This is a genomic window from Lachnoclostridium sp. An14, assembly GCF_002160755.1.
Classification (GTDB): Bacteria; Bacillota; Clostridia; order Lachnospirales; family Lachnospiraceae; genus Lachnoclostridium_A.
On the sequence record NZ_NFLE01000027.1, the window covers coordinates 41776 to 56725 of the forward strand.

Below are 14950 nucleotides of genomic sequence, written 5' to 3' on the forward strand. Positions count from 1 at the left end.
ATTTCCTTTCCCGCCAGGTCAGAATTTAAAGGTTTCCTTAAATCCGCCCCATTTTTGATCCTTCTCGGAGATGATTAACTCCACACCCTCCTGAAGCGGCCACTGGATGCCGATGTCCGGATCGTTCCAGGCCATGCCGCCCTCGTCGCCGGGGTGGTAGAAATCCGTGCACTTGTAGGCAAACTCCGCCTCGTCGGACAGCACCAGGAACCCATGGGCAAAGCCCTCCGGGATGTAAAACTGCTTTTTGTTCTCCGCGGACAGCACCACGCCGAACCACTTTCCGTAGGTTTCCGAATCCGCCCGCAGGTCTACGGCCACGTCAAAGACTTCGCCGCGGACAGCCCGCACCAGCTTTCCCTGGGGGAACTGCTTCTGATAGTGAAGGCCGCGGAGTACGCCCCGCACGGACATGGACTGGTTGTCCTGCACGAACACCATATCCAGGCCGGCCTCCTTAAAATCATTCTGATTGTAGGTCTCCATAAAGTAGCCTCTCTCATCCTTAAACACCGTCGGCTCAATCACGCAAAGTCCCTTAATATCGCAGGTCGTCACCTTAATTTTTCCCATCGCAATACGCTCCTTATGTTCAAAAATTCTTACCATTCTCTGAAACACCGGCCCGTCCGCCGGGCCGTATCAATCCATACTATACCACTATATCCGGATGCTGACAATAGAAAACAGCCGCAGCAGCGCATATCCGTTTGCGCAGGCCATGAAGTACAAAAGGCCTCTGTCCCTGTTTTTCGTGAGAGCGATCCAGTTGTTTTTTAAGATCAGCAGAAACACCGGCAGGAAGGGAAGAAAATACCTTCCCTGCACCCCCATGATGTGCCCGGAGCTGGCAGGCGTCCAGGCGATGAGCATAGACAGCATGGTGGCCCCGGCGCAGCCAAGGCAAACAACCGCCGTCCACAGTTTCTGTTTTCCGGAAAAATAAATAGTCTCCCCGCCCGGCTTTTTCATAGCCAGCAAAAGCAGCACAATGGTCATGGCCCAGACGAGCACATAGGGCACGTCCAGCACCGGATCCAGGTTTCCCAGCCAGTTTCCCATCATGGTCAGATGGTAGTATTCCCCTTTGATAAGCACCGTATTATAAAACAGCCGCAGGGTCTTCACCGGGTTGTGAATCAGCCAGCCTAAGGTGTATCCGGCCTCGTCCGCCCAGCCCACGTAGCTCTCCGTCTCCGCCGCGTACATGGCGATGGTGCGGCTGTTCACCAGAATCATGGCCGCCCCGTACACGGCCGCCACGAAAAGGGCGGACAGCGCCCACTTCCTCCAGCCGCCGAACTTCCGCACCGGGATCAGAAGGCACAGTCCCATGAGGACGCCGTACACCATCTTACAGGGCCCAAGGATGCCCATGATCACCGCCAGCAAAGCCACGTCCCGTTTTCTCACATCCGCCGCGCCAAAGGCCAGGCTCAAGGTCACCGCCGTCAGCAGGAAGGACATGGCAAGCACCATGGTGTCATAGGAAAAGGACGCCGCCAGATGGAGGGTCATGGGCAGAAGGCCCACGCCAAACAGCACTTCTTTTCCAAAGGGCAGCCGTTTCATGGCATACCAGGCCGCCCCAGTGTAGCACAGAAGGTTTCCCAGGCGGCCCAGGTACAAAAGCCCCAGCCCCCCAAGTCCCGTCAGCCGCCCCAGGACAATCCCCAGGGCCTGGGGCAGATAGGCGATGGGCGTGGTTTCCACCGGCGGTTTCACCGTGGTCTCCATCTCCTGATCCCCCGTCCCCAGAAGGCCGGTGCCGTGGATCTTCCGGTAAGTACACTCCGTAAGCGTCTGTCCCAACACCTCTGTGTCCACCGTCTCCTCCAGTCCGTCCAGGCTCTCGCCGGGCACAAGGTCCGTATCCAGGATAAAAGCGTCCTGTTTCCGGATGTAAACCCGGCCCCTTTCGTCCGTTCCAGGCTGTCCCATAAGGGTGTTGGAAAGGCGGTAGGCGCTTATAAAATGGCTCACCTCGTCGGGGGCGGAAAGGGGCGGCAGCACCGTCAGGTACAAAGCCCCAAGCCCCAGGACGCAGACGGCAAACACCGTCTCCAGCGCCAGCTTTTTCTCAAAAAACAGATAACCTGCGCCCCCCAGAAACGCCAGCATTACCACCGCCAGCACTCCATACCAGCTTAGGAGAAACCGATCCCCCGACTGGATGGCCCCAGCCCTCACGTCCAGAAAATGCCAGGCAGCAAACAGAAGGAGGATAAGCAGCCCGGCCGTCCACAGCGGGAAATGTCTCCCCGGCGCGGACATTTCCGCCAGTTTTCCCTCTCCGGGCTTATTCTTCCCCTTTTTCATCCGTCCGCTCCTCCTTCTCCTCCCGCTCCTTCTGATCCAGGGCGATCCGCTGCACCATCTCCTTCTGTTTCGTCTCCAGCTGGGAGATGCGCATGGTCAGGGAAAACACCTTCACCATCAGCAGGAAAATGATAAACAGGAAGATAAAATTCGACGTGGTATACGTTCCCGCCAGCCGGGACAGCAGATCCGCCGTCCTGGGGAACACGCTGAACACGATCAGAATGCCCGACACAAACACCCAGAACACCGAATCCTCGATCTGGGCCTTGGACTGGCGGATTTTCCGTATAATCATGGCCGTGGTCAGCAAGGACGCCGCGATCAGCACGATTCTCAGCATCAACGTCATTTCCCATTCCTCCAGTAATTCTTATTCATGGTCAGCCGCAGCACCATCCCTTTGGGAAGACGCCGGTAGGCCTTTCCCAGCCGGTAGCCCGCGTACTTAAAACCGCTTTTGACCACCAGCCCCGGTATCTGCAAAATCCGCCCCGTCTTTAACAGATGGGCCGCCGTCTGTTTCACCAGCCGGATCCCTTCGCCCTCCGACGGAACCCCCGCGAACACCTCCGGATGGTCCGCCTGGGATACGCCCAGGTCAAAATTCCGCCGCAGCTGCTGCATACAGGTGTAATTGTGGGAATGCACCACCCTGGCGTCCGCCTCGTAGCAGATCCCGTACCCCGCCGCCAGCGCCCCCGCCGCGAAAATCATGTCCTCATTGAAAATAGTCCTGGAAATAAATCCGCCCTGTTTCAAAAACAACTCCCGCCGGTAGGCACAGCACACATTGGAGGAAAAATAGGCCTTGATTCCCAACGTGGCGATGTCCGCCTTCGTCTTTACCCGGCTCTCCTCCGGATAATTGAACGTCCTGGTGAAACGCTCCGCCGCGCCGCAGTCCCGGTCCGCCAGCTGTCTGGCGTAGACGGAAATCACCGTCTCCCCGCCGGCACCGGCCCGCTCAAAGCCCTTCAGCAGGTTTTCAATCAAATGCTCGTCCGCCGGCACCGCGTCGTCCGTCATGCACACACACACCTCCGCGTCCGACAGGGACATGAGCAGGTTTCTGGTGCCGCCGTGGTCAAATTCTTCCTTTGTAATGTGATGGACCTCCAGGCCCTTCACGCCCCCGTACCCGGCCTCATTCCAGTAGGCCCGCTCCGTGTTCACCACGATGATCTTCCTCACCGGATGACTCTGTTTTTCCAGCATCGCCAAAAGCCTGGCAAATTTTTTCCCCGGCCGGTAAGCCGGTATCAGCACATCAACCGTCATGTCTCACTCTCCTTCGCCTTCCGAAACAGCGCCCCCTGCAGCCCGCAAAAGCCCAGCGTCAGCGCCGCCATGAGAACCACATAGCACACCGCCGCCCCCATGATCTCAAACCGCACCACCAGAATGGGGGAGAGAAACCAGGCCGCTATGGCCGCGCACAGATACACCAGAAAAATCATCCCCTGGCGCCTCATAATCACCAGCAGATAGTAATAAAGGTTGGCCAGGGCGTAAAGCCCGCCTCCCAGGATAATCACCACAAAGGCGATCCAATGCTCCGTCAGACGCCCCTCGTATCCCGTTCCAAGCAAAAGCTCCATAATTCCCAGCACAGGACGTCCCAGGATCAATGCTCCTGCCACCGCCAGCACCGTAAGGCCGCCGATCACCAGCCCGATCCGCCTCCGCACCCTGGAAAACCCGTCCCAGTCCCCGCCGTCCCAGCAGGCCGTCAGTTTCGTGAGAAAGGGGCGGATCACAAAATTGGCCGCCAGGTAGATCACGGAGGTGGGCATAAATAAAATGTTGAAATACCCGCTCATGGCGTCTGTAAGCTGTCCGTCTATGGCGTACTTTGCCGCCGAAAAGATATAAAAATCAAGAAACACCGACACGAACAGCAGGGCCGTATTCTTTAAAAGCCGCAGGCAGGCATCCGCGTCCCCCTGAAATTCCACACCCGGCAGCGCTCCGGCCCTCATAACGCTCACGTTAAACAGCAGCACGCCCGCAATCTGGGCCGCCACCGCCGCCGCTGAGGCCGTAAGCAGGTTTCCGGAAATCCCCAGAATACCCAAAAACACCGCCACGGACAGAATGGTCCGGAAGGTGTTGGACTTTCCCGTCAGGTACAGGCTGCCCTGGCGCTGAAACTCCGACTCGTAGGCGTCCGCGAAACCGTCAATGATCTTGTAGCCCGCCAGCAGAAAGATCACCAGGGCCTTGTGGGTACTGTACTCCCCGGTGAGCATGAGAAAGGACAGATGGCAGGCCGCCAGGAGCAGGGCCGCCCCGCAGGTGGCCGTCCGCAGCCACAGATAGTCGCCGAAGGAGTATTCCTGCCGTCCGTCGGTGATGTGAAAGGGGCGGATGCCGAAATATGCCACAATAAACATCTGCTGCCCATAGGTAGAGAATCCAAAGCCGAAAATGCCGCCCTCGTCCTCCCCGGCCATGCGCATGACAATAAAGGACAGCACCATGGACGCCAGGGCGTAGACGGCGCTGCCCAGGATGTTCCAGGCCACATTCTGCCGTTCCCTGTGACTTCCTTTATATATCAGGAAACGATCCACAAATTTTTCCATGCCCTCACCGCCTTGTCCGGAAATTCTGGATCACCAGGATGGAGGTGAGCATCCGCAGCATATACTTTGCCGCCACCATGGGCTTTAAATAGCTTTCCCCGCCCTGGCGCTCGTCGATTACCACCGGCACCTCCGCCACTCTGGCGCCCTGCTTAATGAGGAAGGAAACCGTATCCGGTTCCGGGCCATAGTTTAAGTGATATGCAAATTTCTGCATCATCTCCCGGTCAAACATTCTCATGCCGGAAGTGGGATCCGCCACCCGGACGCCGGTGGTCAGCCAGACCGCCAGCCCGATCAGGCGGCTGCCCAGCATCCGCGGGGAAAAGTCCTTCTTCCCCTCCACAAACCGGGAGCCGATCACAATGCTGTAGCCCTCGTCCAGCTTCGCCTTCATCCCGGCCACAAACTCCGGCCGGTGCTGGCCGTCCCCGTCAAACTGCACGGCACAGGAATAGCCCTTTTCGTAGGCGTACTTCATCCCCGTCTGGAAACAGCCTGCCAGCCCCAGATTCACCGGAAGGCAGATGTGGTTGTACCCGTTTTTCCTCAAAATTTCCTCCGTGCTGTCCGTGGATCCATCGTTTATCACCACATAGTCCAGTTCCGGATAATTCCGAATCAGGTTTTCCACCACCGCCTGGATATTTTTTTCCTCGTTAAACGCAGGTATCACTAAAATTACTTGGTTCATGTTTCTTCCTCTGTCTTTCGCCCTACCATTTCATCCGAAACACCCTGGTAAGCACCCACACCTCCGTGTAGACCGCCCCCAGAAATATTCTGGCCGCCGCCATGGCAAGCGGCCCGGCCTTCAGATAACGCCGGTAATAGTAGAGCTTGCTCTCATGGAGAATCTTCTGTTTTGCCGCGATCCCCGCCACGTTTCGGTCAATGGTGACGGAGTGGGCGTGGACGTACTGGGTGTCCGTCACCAGCACACATTTTAGCCCCCGCTCCCGCAGTTTCTGTCCCAGGATCTTCTCCTCACAGTACAAAAATACGGCCTCGTCAAACACCTGGTCCGCCTCTTTGCCCGGAAATTCCTTCATGTCCATCACAAAAAAGGAGCCGGGCACTGCTCCCACGATCCGGCTTTTTTCCGTGCCTCCCGCAGGCAGGCGTCCCGGAGGGGTGATGAGCCACGGTTTCAACAGCCGTCTCGTCAACGGCCCCATGTCCAGCAGATCCCGCCCCAGGGGCAGCAGATCCCAGTAGGAAAACAGCCTCCGGCCGTCCGGGGCCGCCACCATGGCCGAGCCCACAGCGCCTCCTGGCGTCTGCTTAAGCGCCGTTTTTACCTTGCGGATGCAGCGGTCTGTCACATGGATGTCCGGGTTCGCGATGATAATATAGTCCGGGTCCCAGAGGCGGACGGCATGGCTGATGCCGGCCTGGTTTCCGTAGCCGTAGCCGCCGTTTCGTTCTGTACGCAGGAGACGAACATCCGGGACGGTGCCGGGAAACGAAGGCCCGCCGGAAGTTTCTCCAGTCCGGACGCCGTCGGCCGCTTCAGGGCCGTATGCCCGCCGCAAACGCTCCCAGGAGCTGTCGGTGGAACGGTTGTCCACCACCAGGATGTGGGCGATCTCCCGGCTGCCCTTTAATTCCTCCACAAGATCCAGGACGGTGTCCGCGTCATTATAGTTTAAAATAATACATACGGTATTATCCATTTCCCGTTTCCCTCTTTTTCTTCCGGCCGTCGATGACCTTCATCCCCAGCCTGCGGCTGATCCACAGCCGGAGGGGCGGGCAGATTCTGGTCATTTGATTAAAGCACCACCAGAGCTGCATATACAGCACCTTTCCCTTCTGGAGCGGCTCGCCCCGCCAGGGCGTTTTCTTTAAATAGTGCTCGTACAGGCGGCGGTAGTGGTTGTGGTTTCCGGCGATCCAGGGGCGCTCGTCCCCCAGGTAGTGGATCACCACCGGCCGCCGTTTCGCCTCCTTAAACTGCTCCGGCCCCACCGCCTCGTAGGCGCGGCAGAGGTTTCGCAGAGTAGGATAGCGAAAATAGCGGTAATTGGTAAAAAAGTTGTATTTCGGCGGCAGGGAGCGGATCCGGCCCCGGAGCGTGCCGTTGATGGTGTCCTGGTCGCAGGCAAACAGGCTCCCGGCGTGGGCGCCGTAGAAATCCAGCATCTGCCGCAGCACATTTTCCCGCCGCCAGCCGTCCAGGTCCATCAAAATGACGCCGGAGTTAAAATAGGCGTCGTCCTTTCCCATGCCGATGGTCTCCTTCATCTCCCGGTACACCGTGGGCTCCATCACCATGCCCGCCAGGGCGCCTTTTAAGTCCGTGCCGTAAAGCCCGCGGATGTCTCCCCGCACGATGGTGTCGCAGTCCAGGTAGAGAGCCCGTTTGACCTCCTCCGGCAGCACCTCCGGCGCGAACAGCCGCCCCATGGCGCTGATGTCAAAGCCCCTGGTGTCCACGTCGTAGGGGAACCGCTCTTTTAAATTTCCAAGCTCCACCACGAAAAGCTCCCGGCCGTGGGACTTCGCCATGGCTTTCAGCTTTTTCTGGTATTCCCGGCACATTCCCACGCTCAGCACGTAGACCGCCATGGAGGGGATCCGCCGCCCGTTTTCCAGCAGGGACAACAGGGAGGCCGCCAGGTGGCGGGCATAGCCGTCGTTGGAAGCGTATATGATATTGACTGTTTCCTTTTTCCAATCCATTATGGCACCTGTTTCTTACATTCTAAGGTCATTTTATTTACGATTTTACAGTAACCAGCCAAAAAAGTAAATCATATATGGCATTTTTCCCACAAATATGATAAATTAAGAACGTATGAAAAAATACATAGGAGGTTTGCAAATATGCGAAAGACCTTGCGGCACATCGCGCTCATTGCCCTGACAGCCGTGTTCCTGACAGGACAGACCGCGACGGCGTTTGCCGACAATAATTACGGTCCCGGAATGCTGATTGACAATCCGCAGCCCGATACCACGAACACAGATACAAACGATACGGCTGCTCAGGCAGGCGATACACAGACAGAAACTCAGACAGGGGATGGCACACAGGCTGGCGATACCCAGCAGACTGGCGACGCTCAGCCGACCGGCGACGGTACTCAGGCGGGCGACACTCAGCAGGCCGGCGACGGTACTCAGGCGGGCGACGCTCAGCAGGCCGGCGACGGCAACATCCAGACCACTCCCACCAGGGAGATCACGGAGAGCACTCCCGTCCTTCAGTTCCAGTTTTTACGGCCGGACATGACCTGGACGGATCCGGTGCGCACGGATGTGACCATGCTGCCGGGTGATGCCGGTTTCATCTCCATGTCCGTCTACGCCATCAACCTTCCCGGCGACGTGCTCTACCGCACCTACGCCGCCCCCCGCGGCTGGAGCAACTGGGCCATGAACGGCGGACACACCGACTGGACCACCGACCCGGTAGAGGCCGTACAGATCCGTTTAAACGGCGTATTCGGCAATACCTTTGACGTGTACTACACCGCCACCTTAAACGACGGCACCCAGTGTGACTGGTCGAAGAACGGCGGCACCAACGGCACCATGGCCGTGGGCAAGTACATCACCGGTTTCCGCTACTCCCTGTGGGGCGCCAATGATCCCACCGCCAGCTACGTGATGGACAATCCTCTCGTTTCCGCCGCTCCCGACGGAATCACCATCGTGGACGGAATGCCCCAGTTCAGCAACGGCACCGGCGACCTCTTTACCGGATGGGTGTGGAACAACAGAGACCGCTACTACGTAGTGGACAATACGCCGGTTACCGGCTGGCAGTACATCGACGGCTACAAATACTTCTTTGAAACCGACGGAAAGCTGGTGCAGGACCTAGAGCCTTACCTTCAGTCCAAAGGCCCGTTCCAGATCCGTATCAATAAGCAGATGAACTGCACCACCATCTACATTCAGGACGGGGAAAACGGCTACATCATCCCTTACAAGACGTTCCTCTGCTCCACAGGAGACGACACGCCTCTGGGCACCTTCACCACCCCGGTGAAGTACCGCTGGAGACTGATGAACACCGATGAGTACTGCCAGTACTGCACCCGCCTTGGCGAGGGACTGTCCATTCTGCTTCACTCCGTGATTTACGAGACGGCAGATCCCTACACCTTAAAGCCCAGCACCTACAACTGGCTGGGAGCCACCAAGTCCCACGGCTGCATCCGTTTCACCACCAGGGATGCCAAGTGGATTTTTGACAACTGCGCCCTCGGCACCGCCATCACGGTGTACGAGTCCGCGATCCCCGGCCCCTTTGACCGCCCGGCGATCCAGCAGATGATCTCGGACACTCAGACGTACGATCCTACGGATGTGAATGTGCCGGAGAACGGATTGCAGTAATCATTGACTGACGAAAAAGAAAACAGGCAAAAACAGGGCTGGAACCGATGAATCAACGCACCGGTTCCAGCCCTTTTCTTAATAACTTCTTCTAAATCTTTTCTAAACCCTTTTAAACGCCTATCCACGCAAAAATCCCTGCGCCGCAGCGCGCCGTTTTCCACATCCCGCCTACCGGTTTTTGAAAATATCCACAATCGCCTGCACCATTTTCACCAATACATTCCACATCCGCTGGAACGGCCCTTCTTCCGGGGCTGATCCGCTCTCCTCGTCGGAAATATCCGTGGGAAGGTGATCCTCGCTGATCTCCTCCGTGCGGACGATGATCTGCAGGCTGTTGGGTTCTCCGTTCTGATCGGATGTGAATGAGAGCATCTCCGCCTCCGGATCCATGTTCAGAAAACGGTTCTCGTCCTCAAACTTATCCAGCTGCTCATCCAGGGTTTCCTTCATGTCCGCGCCTGCCGCCCGCACATCCGCCGTGTCGTCTAGCATCGCCAGGCTTTTGTCCAAAAGCTCCATGGCACCCTGCAAGCTCTCCCTGGCACCCGCGTCGATGGAGTCTCCCGCCGCTTTCAGAGTGCTGTCCACCACCGCCAGAAAGCCGTGAGTGCTGTCAATGGTCCTGCTGAGCCCCGTCATCAGATCCTCTGTGGCCCGGAGGGACTCCATCATCGCCGGCACATAGCCGTCCACTGTGGAAATGAGGCCTCTCATATCCTCTAACAGATATACCAGCTGCTCATCCGCTCCCCGCAGAGAAGACAGCATATTGGCCGTATCCCGGACCGTATCCTCCGTCACTGCCAGCGCCCCATTGATTTCGTCAATCACTGCCGACGCTGTGCCTTCCACCGCCTGGGCGCTCCCCAGAATGCCGCTCAGCTGGTCTAACATCCCCCGCACCTCATCCAGATACGGGTTATCCCCGAGCAGTTCCAGATCTTCCTCCAGGATCACATATCCATCGCTGGTCTCCTCCGGAATCCAGTATGATTCCTCTGTCTCCGAGGGTGTTGCCAGGCCGCCGCCTTTTCCCGGCCGTCCTTCCGACGCGTAGGAAAGGCTTTCCCGTAGCGCCGCCCAGTTTTCCTCGGCCTGGCCCTGATAGCCTTCCATCTGGCCCAGCAGGGCGCGGATCCGGTCCACAAGGGCCTTCGCCTCGTCCGCGTCTGACCGGATCTGACCCAGAATGGCCGCCTTTTCCTCCTGGCTGATGGACGGGACGGCATCCGCGATCCGTTTTAAATTGTCCCGGAGGCCGCCCATGCGGGCGTAGAGATCGTCCAGTTCTCCCTCCAGCTCATACATGGTATTGGACATCTGGTCCGTGTCTTTATTGATGTCCGTCACCGCCTGGCGGGCCGTCTGAAGATAGGGGACGAGAGCCGCCGTCCACACCGTCAGCTGATCTAAGTCGTTTAACGCCGCGGTGGCGCTCTCCTCCATGGCGTTTCGGTTCTGGCTGGCGATGACTCTGGCCCGGTCCAATGCGGTCAGTCCGTCCTTTACCTGCCCCACATCGCCTCTCATAGACTCCAGCGTTCCCAAAAGCTGGTCGATGCTGTCGTACATCCTGTCTCCGTCCTCCCGCCAGGTGTCCTTGGCCTCCTTCAGCTCTTTCACATTTTCCAGGGCGTCCAGCCGTCCCGGCACCATCATCATCAAAACGCCGATGCTCTCATAGTCCTCCGTGCCGACGCGGACGGTAAAATCCCCTTCCTCTCCCGGCAGAGCGGCAAACACGGCCACCGTCTCCGTTCCGATACTCTGAAGCTGGGCTCCCGGGGCGTCCACGCTGTAGCAGGACTCCATATCCACCGGGAAAATGACGGACAGCACCATATTGTTCTGATAGTATTCCGCCGCCCGCTCATTCGGCTGGGCCTTCACGTTGATCTCTATAAGGCCGGAGGCCCCCGCCAGCTCCTCCGCCCTGCTGGGCACTCCGTTGAGCTTGTAGGAAAGGTCAAAGGTCCACGGCAGTTCCACCTGATCGGGCGCCATCACTCCTTCATAATAGAAACGCTGGTTGTTCTCCCCAAATTCCCAGGTGACGGCGTTTCCGTCTGTGACGGGCTGGCGCTCGTCTGTCATATTTACCACCTTTTCGTAGGTTCCGTAGTCTGTGTAGGCGCTCACGCCGTTGGTGGTGCAGCCTTTGACCACGCTCACATTTGTTTTCGCCCCGTAGTAGTCCAGGTTGACGTACATAGTCTCATCCACGGATACAGACGGCTCCGCTGCCCCGCAGGCTCCCGCCGCGCTCAAAACAAAGGTCACCGCTGCCATACAGCCGGCTGCCGCTCTTATGTACCGTTTCCGGTTTCTTTTTATACCCATCATTTTTCTACCTCCCCGTTGTCCGCTGCCGTCTTCTTTCTCCCTGCTTTCCGCAGCAGACCGGCCGCCTGCTGCCTGCGCCGCTCAGCGCGGCGTTTCAGATACTGCCGGAACAGCTCCAGCTCGTTGTCCATAAGCACCCGGTCTCCCAGCACCAGCAGGGCCGGCATAAAGGTGGAAACCAGAATCATACTTAAAATCGCTCCCCTGCCGATCAGATGCCCCAGGTCGCCGATGGCGGCGATGGAGGAAACGTGATACAGAATATATCCCACAATGGTCAGAATGGAACCGGAAGTCAGGATCGCCGGTATGCTCCGTTTCAGCGTCTCCACGGCCGCCTCGTTCTTTTCCAGGCCCAGCTGCTTGCGGCAGGCGATGTAGTTGTTTGTGGTAAGGATGGCGTAGTCCACGGTTGCCCCCAGCTGGACGCAGCTCACAATGATGTAGCCCATGAAAATCATGGTCTCTCCCCGGATGTAGGGCACCGCCATGTTGATAAAGATCGCCACCTCAATGGGGATCATGGCAATCACCGGGATCAGCAGAGACTTAAAGCTGAACATCACCACCACAAACACGCCGATCAGAGACAGAGTATTTACCCGGTCATAATCTACGGTGATGGTCGCCTCTATATCCTGGGTGGACGGCGTGGCCCCCACCAGGTAGGAATTTAAGGGATAATACCGTTTCATAATAGCCTGAATCTCGTCGGAATACTCATAGGCCAGGGCGCTCTCCCCCTTGGAACGGACGTAAATGAGAATCCGGGACCAGCCGCTGCCGTCGTGGAGCAGCCCCGTCACGCTCTCCGGCAGAAAGCTCTCCGGCACTCCCTGGGGCAGCGTCTGAGAAAGGGACAGCACCGATTTTGTATAGGGAAGATCGCTCAATTCCTCCGCAAACTGCCGCTCCTTCACATTGTCCCCTGACGGGATCAGGGCCATCATCATATTGCTCCTGCCAAATACGGCGTTGATCTCCTGTTCATCCGCGTAGACATCCGTGCCTTCCCCGGAGCCTACGGCGTCATTTCCATATAAGAAGGAGTTCATCCCCTGGGCAGTGTACGCCGGAATGGCAATGACGGCCACCAGGATCAGCACCGCGTACCGAACGCGGAAAATCCCCCGGCTCAGGCGGTGAAAGTCCGGCAGAAACGGCCGGTGGGCCGTTTTTTCCATCCACCCTGCCATCCGCAGAATCATGGCCGGCATAAACAGCACTACTGTAATCAGGCTGATGACGATTCCCTTGGCCAGCACAATGCCCATATCAAAGCCGATGCTGAACTTCATGAACGCCAGCACCAGAAAGCCCACAATCGTGGTCAGGCTGCTGGCGAAAATGGAGTTTAACGCCTCCTCGATGGCGTTTCTAAGGGCCTCCGTCTGATCCAGCCCCGCCTTTTTTTGTCTGGTAAAGGCGTGAATCAGGAAAATGGAGTAATCCATGGAAACCGCCAGCTGCAGCACCGCCGACACGCTGTCCGTGAGGAAGGAAATCTGGCCCAGAAAGATATTGGTGCCTTTATTGATCACCACCGCCACGCCCATGATGGTGAGGTAGAGCACCGGCTCCAGCCAGGAATTGGTGGTGATGCACAGGATCACAAAAATCATGAAGACGCCGATGGAGAGAATCAGCCGCATCTCCTCCGCCACGTTTTCCGCCACCGATTTGTCCTGCACCGCCATTCCCACATAATAGCCTTTGTCACCGGTGATCTCTCTCATCTCGTCAATGGCCTTCGACGTCCTTTTGCTGGTGTCCCCCTCGTCAAAGGTCACGTCAAACACGGCGCAGCCGTCTTTGTAATACTCGTCAATGGAGGTATAGTCGATGAAACCTTCTCCGGAAAACACGTTTGTGCCCGTGTCCAGCCACAGGATCTGATCCACTCCGTCCACCGCCTCCAAACGGTCCTTATAAGCCTTGGCCTCAAAGAGGGTCACATCCTTCACCATCACCCTGGCTGTGCCGGGATAGCCGAAGGTTTCCTCCATCAGATTCAGCCCCTGTCTGGACTGCACCGTATCCGGCAGATATTCGGTCAGGTCATAATTAATCTCCACAAAGGGGGCCATCAGGGCGGAAATCACCACCGCCAGGAGAAAGAGTTTCTCAATGGCCCTGTTTTTCTCGATGATAAAGCTGGGCAGGTCAAATTTTTTTCCGGCAGGTTTCCCGCCCTGTTTTTGCTTTCTATGGGGAAAACGGAATTTCATCACTCCAAACACGATCCTCTCCGACGTCCTAATAATGAACATTGTCCACACTAATTGACATCTGTCTATTTTTAAACTATAATGAATTATAATGATTTCATGACAGAATTTCAATAATCATTTTCATTAACATGCGTCTGTTTATAAACAGATATTTTTATATATGTTAATTAAACTGTGAGGTTTATAAAAATTTTACAGAAAGGGATATAACTATGAAAGAAACAACCGTTGACCGGCGCATCCGAAAGACCAGGCAGCAGCTCCGCCAAAGCCTGACTGCCCTTTTAAAAGTGAAACCGATTCAGGACATTACCGTGAAAGAGCTGGCCGATATGGCGGACATCAACCGGGGCACCTTTTACCTTCACTACCGGGATGTATTCGACCTGTTAAATCAGATTGAGGACGAGCTTTTGACCGAGCTTGAGTCCCTGCTGGAGCAGTACCAGCCGGGAGACATTCTCTCCAACACGGTCCAGATTTTTGACAATTTATATGAGCTGGTTCAGAAAAACAGCGAGCTGGTGGGGATTCTCATCGGCGAGCACGGGGAGTTAAATTTCGTCAACCGCTTAAATCACATTCTCCGGGAAAAATGCCTTCGGGACTGGATGGAGCATTTCCGTACGGACCGGGACGACACCTTTGAGGCTTACTACGTGTTCATCACCTCCGGCTGTATGGGCCTGGTGCAGTACTGGCTGAACAACGGCATGAAGGAAACGCCTCTGGAGCTGGCCAAGCTGACGGAGCAGATGATTTTAAACGGGGCGAAACTGCTGGGGGCAGAGTAAAAGGTGGGCGCAGCAGACGCACTCCCGCGTGGAATGCACCTGCGCCAGCAGCCATTTTCCTGCGCGCGGAACGCGCCTGGCGCCGGGGGGTGGAAAGCCCCCGGCGCCGCAGTTTCCGATGACAGAAAAATACCGCCCCGGCCAGACAGGCGGCAGTTATGCCCGTTGGCCGGAAGGCGGTATTTTCCTTTGATTTATTCTTATCCTGAATTATTCACGACTTTGCCACGAATGTGGCTGAAAGCCACATAGTTACTGTATTTTAACTGAATATTGCTTTTCACCTATCAAGTGAATGAAAAAAGAGCATCCATTTGTG

12 protein-coding genes are annotated in these 14950 nt (G+C 56.7%); 2 read left to right on the top strand and 10 right to left on the bottom strand.

Going from position 1 to position 14950, the window contains the following annotated elements; genetic code table 11:
• Positions 1–18: 18 nt before the first annotated feature.
• The 8 genes from rfbC to B5E84_RS14360 form a co-directional block, all read right to left on the bottom strand.
• Positions 19–573 carry a dTDP-4-dehydrorhamnose 3,5-epimerase gene (gene rfbC, locus B5E84_RS14325; protein WP_087223935.1) on the bottom strand — a complete coding sequence of 185 codons (555 nt, stop codon included), beginning with the start codon at positions 571–573 and terminating at the stop codon, positions 19–21.
• Positions 574–660: 87 nt separating this feature from the next.
• Positions 661–2319, bottom strand: coding sequence for a DUF2142 domain-containing protein (locus tag B5E84_RS14330; protein WP_242963390.1), 1659 nt, complete (start codon positions 2317–2319; stop codon positions 661–663).
• Positions 2300–2671, bottom strand: coding sequence for a DUF2304 domain-containing protein (locus tag B5E84_RS14335; RefSeq protein WP_087223936.1), 372 nt, complete (start codon positions 2669–2671; stop codon positions 2300–2302). Before B5E84_RS14335 ends, B5E84_RS14330 begins: the two co-directional genes overlap by 20 nt.
• On the bottom strand, positions 2668–3600 hold the full coding sequence (locus B5E84_RS14340; RefSeq protein WP_087223938.1) for a glycosyltransferase: 933 nt from the start codon (positions 3598–3600) through the stop codon (positions 2668–2670). Before B5E84_RS14340 ends, B5E84_RS14335 begins: the two co-directional genes overlap by 4 nt.
• Complete coding sequence (locus B5E84_RS14345; RefSeq protein ID WP_087223940.1) at positions 3597–4907, bottom strand: lipopolysaccharide biosynthesis protein; 1311 nt, start codon at positions 4905–4907, stop codon at positions 3597–3599. Before B5E84_RS14345 ends, B5E84_RS14340 begins: the two co-directional genes overlap by 4 nt.
• 4 nt (positions 4908–4911) lie before the next feature.
• Positions 4912–5601, bottom strand: coding sequence for a glycosyltransferase family 2 protein (locus B5E84_RS14350; protein WP_087223942.1), 690 nt, complete (start codon positions 5599–5601; stop codon positions 4912–4914).
• Between the two features lie 22 nt (positions 5602–5623).
• Complete coding sequence (locus B5E84_RS14355; RefSeq protein WP_087223944.1) at positions 5624–6583, bottom strand: glycosyltransferase; 960 nt, start codon at positions 6581–6583, stop codon at positions 5624–5626.
• Positions 6576–7592, bottom strand: a complete 1017-nt coding sequence (locus B5E84_RS14360; protein WP_087223946.1) for a glycosyltransferase family 8 protein — start codon at positions 7590–7592, stop codon at positions 6576–6578. Before B5E84_RS14360 ends, B5E84_RS14355 begins: the two co-directional genes overlap by 8 nt.
• Before the next feature lie 144 nt (positions 7593–7736).
• Here B5E84_RS14360 and B5E84_RS14365 point away from each other — a divergent pair, with 144 nt between their 5' ends.
• On the top strand, positions 7737–9257 hold the full coding sequence (locus B5E84_RS14365) for a L,D-transpeptidase family protein (RefSeq protein WP_087223948.1): 1521 nt from the start codon (positions 7737–7739) through the stop codon (positions 9255–9257).
• A 171-nt stretch (positions 9258–9428) separates the two neighbouring features.
• Here the strand turns inward: B5E84_RS14365 and B5E84_RS14370 are convergent, their stop codons facing one another.
• Together B5E84_RS14370 and B5E84_RS14375 are read right to left on the bottom strand one after the other, a co-directional pair.
• Positions 9429–11606, bottom strand: a complete 2178-nt coding sequence (locus B5E84_RS14370) for a hypothetical protein (RefSeq protein ID WP_242963391.1) — start codon at positions 11604–11606, stop codon at positions 9429–9431.
• Positions 11603–13834 carry an efflux RND transporter permease subunit gene (locus B5E84_RS14375; RefSeq protein WP_087223964.1) on the bottom strand — a complete coding sequence of 744 codons (2232 nt, stop codon included), beginning with the start codon at positions 13832–13834 and terminating at the stop codon, positions 11603–11605. Before B5E84_RS14375 ends, B5E84_RS14370 begins: the two co-directional genes overlap by 4 nt.
• Before the next feature lie 215 nt (positions 13835–14049).
• Between B5E84_RS14375 and B5E84_RS14380 the strand changes: the two genes are divergently transcribed.
• Positions 14050–14631, top strand: coding sequence for a TetR/AcrR family transcriptional regulator (locus tag B5E84_RS14380; RefSeq protein ID WP_087223951.1), 582 nt, complete (start codon positions 14050–14052; stop codon positions 14629–14631).
• The last annotated feature ends 319 nt before the right edge of the window (positions 14632–14950 follow it).